3 protein-coding genes, 1 tRNA gene and 1 pseudogene are annotated in these 7,301 nt (G+C 59.8%); all 5 read left to right on the top strand.

The genetic code is table 11. The features are described from left to right. The first annotated feature begins 1,219 nt into the window (after positions 1 to 1,219). The 5 genes and pseudogenes from P1S46_10575 (at position 1,220) to P1S46_10555 (ending at position 6,779) form a co-directional block, all read left to right on the top strand. A pseudogene (locus tag P1S46_10575) lies at positions 1,220 to 2,413 on the top strand (NAD-dependent malic enzyme). Between the two features lie 54 nt (positions 2,414 to 2,467). Continuing rightward, positions 2,468 to 3,739, top strand: a complete 1,272-nt coding sequence (locus P1S46_10570) for an NADP-dependent malic enzyme (protein ID MDF1536922.1) — start codon at positions 2,468 to 2,470, stop codon at positions 3,737 to 3,739. A 1-nt stretch (position 3,740) separates the two neighbouring features. Beyond that, complete coding sequence (locus P1S46_10565; protein MDF1536921.1) at positions 3,741 to 5,168, top strand: FAD-linked oxidase C-terminal domain-containing protein; 1,428 nt, start codon at positions 3,741 to 3,743, stop codon at positions 5,166 to 5,168. Positions 5,169 to 5,187: 19 nt separating this feature from the next. Then, positions 5,188 to 6,528: a (Fe-S)-binding protein gene (locus tag P1S46_10560; GenBank protein ID MDF1536920.1), complete on the top strand. Its 1,341-nt coding sequence runs from the start codon at positions 5,188 to 5,190 to the stop codon at positions 6,526 to 6,528. Between the two features lie 174 nt (positions 6,529 to 6,702). Continuing rightward, positions 6,703 to 6,779, top strand: a tRNA-Met gene (locus P1S46_10555). The last annotated feature ends 522 nt before the right edge of the window (positions 6,780 to 7,301 follow it).

The following is a 7,301-nucleotide window of genomic DNA, read 5'->3' as shown; positions in this document are numbered from 1 at the left end:
TGACGAAGTCGGACACGAAGAAAGGCAGGAACTGGGGTAATGCTTGTCTTCGCGAGCTAATGCCCGGGCGAAGCGATCCCGGTTCCTGTAAAGGCGGCAAGAGCGGATTCACCACAGAGCTCATCACGCCTCTGGCGTGACAGGCGTCGGATACGGAGGAAGGCTGAATCTGGGGTAAGGCCCGGTTCCTGTAAAAGCGGTAAGAGCCATCTAACCATCCGTCTTCGCTAAAGCTACGACGTGACAGGCAGGGTGACGCCAGTCTTCGCCAAGGCTTCGACTCGGCAAGCAGGGTAAGGCGAAGGACCTGAGGGGAAGGCGCGGTTCCTGTGAAAGCGGAGTTTAATCCAACACGAAGGTCACAAAGTAACACGAAGGAAGGCGAAATTCCTCATTCTTCCTCCCCATGCCAATAGCCCCTTTCCTTATTCTCCCTCTCCCCGCCGAGGGAGAGGGCCGGGGTGATGGGGGAAAAGGAGCGTGTGTGCATGGGAGCATGGGGGAAAAGCCGAGGGGGCGAAAAGACTGTCCTGGAATAGTCTAGTTCACTATTCTTCCTCTCCCCTGGGGGGAGAGGACCGAGGTGAGGGGGAGGTAGCGAAGGAAGGATCCTGGGAAAACAGGTCCAGGACCGCAGCCTAGGAGTCTGTCGGAGAACCTGCCTGTCTGGTTAGACAGGCAGGGCACAGACTCCCAGATATATTTTGTCGGCCCATTGTACTATGATGTCATGGAAAAACATATAATTCTGAAGAAGTTAGCCCTCAGAATTATATGTCTTGAACGGATTTACGCATCCTATGACGGTTCGGCCGGCGGGCAGCCACCCTACGATCCCCAGATGATGGTGAGCTTGCTGCTTTACGCCATCAAATCCGGACTATTTCCCGTTTTTCAGGCGCATGGTCCGGAAAATATATGATCCAGGTCCTAAAAAAGACCACGGCCGACAAACTTTTACGCAGCGTGTCAGGGTTTTCCGACACGCTGCTAGATCTTCCTTTGCGCTTCGTGCTTTGCGCTTTGCACCCACAGCATGATCAGCAGGACTTGATCATGCTGCGAGTTGCTATAATTCATGGATGGTGTTATCAGAATCCGAAAACCTGCTGGAAAACCCCTGGCAGGTTCCCATATCATTTGCGAGGGGGTAAAAATGTCCCGCAAGACCAAGGATCCCAAGACCGGAAAGGGGCACGAGCCCCGCAGGAATTATGGCCTGGAGCTGAGACTGCGCAACCAGGGTCTCATCGGTGTCGACAGCAAGGTCCCGCTCAAAGACGCTTCCGCGCTGAGCCTGCTCTACACGCCGGGCGTGGCAGCTCCCTGCCTTGAGATCGCCGCCAATCCGATCCGCTCCTTCGACCTGACGTGCCGTGGAAACACGATCGCCGTCATCAGTGACGGTTCCTCGGTATACGGGCTCGGCAGCACGGGGCCGGAGTCGGCCCTCGCCATGCTGGAGGGGCGTTCGGTCTTCTTCAAAACCTTTGCGGGGGTGGACGCCATGCCCATCGCGCTGAACACCCAGGATACGGACGAGATCGTGGAAATATGCCACCGTCTCACCACCAACTTCGGAGGGATCGTTTTAGAGGACATCGCGGCGCCCAAATGCTTCACCCTGGAGAACAACCTCAAAAAGGCGACGCGGATCCCGGTGATGCACAACGATCAGCACGGCGGGGCCGTGGCTGTGTACGCTGCCTTGATCAACGCGCTGAAGGTCGTCGGAAAGCGCCTTGACAGGTGCAGGATCATCATCTCCGGAGCTGGAGCCGCCGGCATCGGGACGGCCAGCCTTCTTCTCGCGGCGGGCGCCAAGCATATCGTCCTTTGCGACCGGTACGGCTCTATTTACCGCTATCGGACCATGCCTCTTAACTGGGCCAAATCGGAGATCTCCCTCCAGACCAACATCGAAAGAAAAAGCGGAAGCCTCAAGGACATGATGGAAGGCGCTGACGTTTTCATCGGGTTTTCGGCTCCGGGGATCGTCTCGGGCGAGATGGTAAAGAGCATGGCAAAAGGAGCCGTCGTCTTCGCCCTGGCTAACCCCGTGCCTGAGATCATGCCCGACGAGGCGTTAAAGGCCGGGGCCGCTGTCGTCGGTTCGGGCCGCTCCGATTTCCCCAACGAGATCAACTCCGCTTACGTTGCCCCCGGGATCTTCCGCGGTCTCCTGGACGTGAGGGCCTGGAGGATCACCGACGCCACCTACCTGGCAGCTGCGGAGACCATCGCCTCAATGGTACCGGAGGGGAATCTCAACCCGACCAACCTTGTGCCTCCTATCTTTGATTTCCAGGTGGCAGCCAGCATAGCCAGGGTCGTCGCCGAGACTGCCATCCTGCGAGGTGACGCGAGGGTGGAGGTCTCACCGGACGAGGTTGAAGCGAAGACCCGGAAGATCGTCTACGAGAACGAGTACACCGTCCTTCCGGCTCCTCCGCCGAGGAAGAAGAAGATGGATGTCATGGAGGAGTCCATCGACCTCCACCACCGGTACCAGGGAGTCCTGGAGATCAAGGTGAAAGTGCCCATCCGGGACGAGTACATCCTCAACCGCCTCTACCTTCCCCCCGAGGCTGCCGAGGCGAGCATCGTGCTGTCAAAGCACCCGGAGCAGGTCTACGACCTGACATGCAAGGCCAACCTGGTGGCGATCGTCTCCGACGGCAGCGCCGTGCTGGGCCTCGGCAACATCGGGCCGCGGGCCGCCCTGCCGGTCATGGAGGGCAAGGCCATCCTGTTCAAGACCTTCGCGGGGGTGGAGGCGTTCCCGATCTGCATCTGCACCCAGGACGTGGATGAGATCGTGGAACTGGTCAAGGCGATCTCACCCACCTTCGGCGGTGTGAACCTGGAGGACATCTCGGCGCCCCGATGCTTCGAGATAGAAGAGCGCCTCAAGAAAGAGACCAATATCCCCATCTTCCACGACGACCAGCACGGTACGGCGGTCGTGGCCCTGGCCGGTCTCATCAACGCCCTGAAGATCGTCGGCAAGAACATGGCCGACGTGAAGATCGTCATGAACGGGGCCGGTGCTTCCGCCATCGCCACGGCAAAGCTCCTCATGACGGCCGGTGCGAAGAATTTTATCCTCTGTGACACCACCGGGGCCATCTACAAGGGCCGCAAGGAACGGATGAACCGCATCAAGGAGGATATGGCCGAGATCACCAACATCGACCAGGCCAAAGGTTCCATCGAGGATGTCATCAAGGGTGCCGACGTGTTCTTCGGGCTTTCCGCCCCGAACACGGTGACCAAGGCCATGGTCAAGTCCATGGCCAAGGACCCCATCGTCTTCGCCATGGCCAATCCGACCCCCGAGATCATGCCGGCCGATGCCCACGCCGCCGGCGCCGCCGTCGTCGCCACGGGCCGCTCGGACTTCCCCAACCAGGTCAACAACTGCCTGGCCTTCCCCGGCATCTTCCGCGGGGCCCTGGACGTCCGGGCGACCGACATCACTGAGAACATGAAGATAGCCGCCGCCCACGCCATCGCCGACTTCATCGACGACAAGAACGTGAGGCCGGACTATATCATCCCTGACGCAATGAACTTCAAGGTACCTCCCCGGGTAGCCGCGGCGGTGGCCCAGGCTGCCATCAACGACGGTGTCGCCCGGATAAAGGTTTCCCCCGAGGAGATCGCCGCCAAGACCACCGAGTATCTGTACGAGGGGCATCTCCGCCACCTCAAGGGGAAACTGGAATCGACAAGCTAGCGTGCCGGATCACGTGATTGACACACAGTACAAGCCCCTGAGCAAGAGCGCCCGGGATCAGATCCGGAGGATCGTGGGGCCCGACCACTGTTCGGACAGCTCCGAAGACCTGGTGCTGTACGCCTACGACGCCATGAACCGCAGGTTCCCCCCCGAGATGGTGGCCCATCCCGAGAATGCGCGCCAGGTTTCGGCCATCGTCAAGCTGGCCAACCGGGAAATGTTTCCCGTCATCCCGCGAGGGGGAGGGACCGGTTTTACAGGAGGCTCCCTGGCGGTCGAGGGCGGAGTCGTGCTCACCACCAGCCGCATGAACCGCATCGTCGAGGTGGACCCCGATAACATGTCCGCCTGGGTAGAGCCCGGGGTGATCAACGGCGATCTCCAGAAGGCTGTCCTGGAAAAGGATCTCTTCTTCCCCCCTGACCCTTCCAGCATGGACTTTTCCACCATCGGGGGCAACGTCGCGGAAAACGCCGGCGGTCCCAGGGCGGTCAAGTACGGGGTGACCAGGGATTACGTCATGGCTCTCGAAGTGGTCATGCCGGACGGCCGCATCGTGCGCACAGGTTCGGAGGCCATCAAGAGCGTCACCGGCTACGACCTTACCCGCCTCCTTGTCGGTTCCGAAGGCACGCTGGGGTTCATCACGAAGATCCTCGTAAGGCTGCTGCCCAGACCCGAAGCAGTCGTGACCCTTCTCACCGCTTTTCCGGACGTTTCCACCGCTTCGCGGGCCGTGGCCCGGATCATGGCGAGCCGCATCATCCCGTCCACTCTCGAGTTCATGGACCGCAGCGCCATCGACTGCGTCAAGGGGTCCATCAGCGAGGAACTTTCAAAAGGGGCGTCCGCCCTCCTGCTGGTGGAGGTGGATGGGGATGAGCTTGGCGCCGGGAGGCAGGCTGAAAGGCTTACGGAAGTCTGTAAGAGGTCCGGTGCCCTGTACGTCAAAAGAGCCCAGACGCCGGAGGAGCGCGAGGGACTCTGGAAGGTCAGGAGGTCCCTTTCTCCCGCCATCATGAAAATACGCCCCCTGAAGATCAACGAAGACGTCTCCGTTCCCAGGATGAAAATCCCGGAACTCATCATCGGGATCGAGGAGATCGCCAGGCAGCATGACGTCATGGTGGTCAACTTCGGCCATGCCGGTGACGGGAACGTCCACGTCAACATCCTGGTTGACCCGGACGACAAGGACGAGCGCAAAAGGGCCGAGGAGGCGGTGAAGGACCTCTTTCAGCTCACAGTGGACCTCGGAGGCTCCCTTACCGGCGAACACGGTATCGGGATCGCCAAGGCGCCCTACCTGGGCATGGAGATAGACGACAACCTCATCCACGTCATGCGGACCATCAAGCGCGCGCTGGATCCGAACAATGTCATGAACCCTTCCAAAACCTTCGACTACAGGGGAAACAGCGGGTAGTGGAAAGATGAGGGACAAGATGCCTGACAGGGGCCCGAGGAGCGAGCGGGACTGCGTCAAGTGCGGGAGCTGTTTCCCCGTCTGTCCTGTCTACGAGGCGGGGGGCCTCGAATCCTTTTCACCCAGGGGCAAGATGGCCCTCATCGAATCGGTCCACCTGGGGCAGCTGGGCGAGACGGACAGGTACCGGGAGTACATCGGGACCTGTCTCCTGTGCGGTGCGTGCGAGGAGGCGTGCCCCAACGAGGTGCCGACCTTGCCGGTGATGCTCAAGGCACGGGAGGCGATGACCTCACATGCCGGCCTCAGGTTCGGCAAGGGGATCATCCTCAATCACCTGCTGGGAGCGGCACGGACATTCCGGGTCGCCATGCGGACCGGGTGGTTCTTCCAGAAATTCCTTTTCCACCGGATCCCTGAGGACAGCGGCCTCAGGCGCCGGTTCCCCCTGCCCCTCATCGCCCGGGACCGGACCGTCCCCCCGGTGGCCAGGTACTTTTTCACCGAACTGTTCCAGGAACTTGTGAGGGAGGGGTACGGCCCCCGCGTGGGGATCTTCGGCGGGTGCATGGTCAACTACTTCTACCCCGAGATCGGCGAGACGATGGTCAACATCCTGGGCTCCCTGGGAACGACAGTCGTTGTCCCCGAGGGCCAGGTCTGCTGCGGGATGCCGGCCCTGACCGGGGGGGCCAGGGAAACCGTCGGCGAGCTGGCCGTGAAAAACCTGGAGGCGTTCGAGAAACACGATCTCGACTTCATCGTCACCGGGTGCGCTTCGTGCGGGGGGAACCTGAAGCATAATTACCTGGAATTCCTGAAAGAGGCAGGTATCCTGGAGGCCAGGGCCAGGGCTTTCGTGGAAAAAGTATATGACATCAACTCTTTCCTGACCCGTTCAGGTCTGGCGGCCCACTTCAGGGATACGGAGGTCCAGGTTGAAAGGGAGCCCCTGAGGGTCACCTACCATCATCCGTGCCACCTGGCGCGTCTCCAGGGGATCCGGGAGGCGCCCATACGCCTCATCGAATCGCTGCCGGGGGTCCAGTACGTCCCCATGGTCGACGCCGAACGATGCTGCGGCATGGGCGGTTCTTTCAGCATCGAGCATTACGACCTTGCCAGGAAGGTCAATGACAATAAAATTGACCGCATCGTCGAAACGGGAGCCGAGGCGGTGGTGACCTCGTGCCCGGCATGCATCATGCACATCCGGGATGGCCTGCGCAGGAGGGGGATGGAGGCCATCGAGGTCCTCCACGTCACGGAGCTTATCGCCCGCAGGATGAGAGTGATATCCGAACTGAAGGCGCGCAGCGGAGACGTGCCGGTCGAGCGCATTACAAAAGCCGCAGGGTAGCGGCTTTTGAGGTTCACGGTTTACAGTTTACGGTTCACTGTTAAATCGCGGTTGAACATGTTGCATAAGCTCCTGGAACTCACTGTAAACAGTGAACTGACAGCCGAAAACTCAGCGGTAACCACATCAACTTGACAAACGTTACCGCTGATGTTATCAACCTAACTTCTTTGTTGCGGGGTGGAGCAGTCCGGTAGCTCGTTGGGCTCATAACCCAAAGGTCACAGGTTCAAATCCTGTCCCCGCTACCAAAAAAATAAAAGACCCAGGCCAGCGCCTGGGTCTTTTTATTTTTTTGCCACGGCGAAGCCGAAGGCGAAGACGGGCGCGAATGCAAAACCGCGGCTAAGGCCGCGATTGTCATTGCGAGGAGTCCCGCCTGAAGCGGGATGACGCGGCAATCGCAGGCCTTGTGGCGCAAAAGCCTGGATTTAACCACAGAGCCACCCTTCGACATGCTCAGGGCAGACGGAGAAAATCGGAGAAAGGCATAAATGCGGGGGAAGGCGAAGGTCCTGTAAAGGCGGCGGATTTAACAGGGATGAAGGGGATGGAAGGGGATAAGAAAAGGCTGCCCGCCTGCCCCGAGCATAGTTGAGGGGTCATTCCGGACAGCACGCCCCCGGCGTGATGAGCCGGAATCCAGCCTTGTCTGTCATTGCGAACCCTAAAATAGTCCAGTTCCTTAATCTTCCTCCCCTCATGTAGGCTCCCTTCCTTATCCTTCCTCCCCATGCCAATAGCCCCTTTCCTTATTCTCCCTCTCCCCTCCG

It is taken from the genome of bacterium (assembly GCA_029210545.1).
Classification (GTDB): domain Bacteria; phylum BMS3Abin14; class BMS3Abin14; order BMS3Abin14; family BMS3Abin14; genus JARGFV01.
This window is presented reverse-complemented; position numbering and strand designations above follow the sequence as displayed.

Excerpts from the sequence above, each read along its gene's own strand:
- P1S46_10570 (MDF1536922.1), top strand. The coding sequence starts at position 2,468 with ATGGATGTCATGGAGGAGTCCATCGACCTCCACCACCGGTACCAGGGA.
- P1S46_10560 (MDF1536920.1), top strand. The coding sequence starts at position 5,188 with ATGCCTGACAGGGGCCCGAGGAGCGAGCGGGACTGCGTCAAGTGCGGG.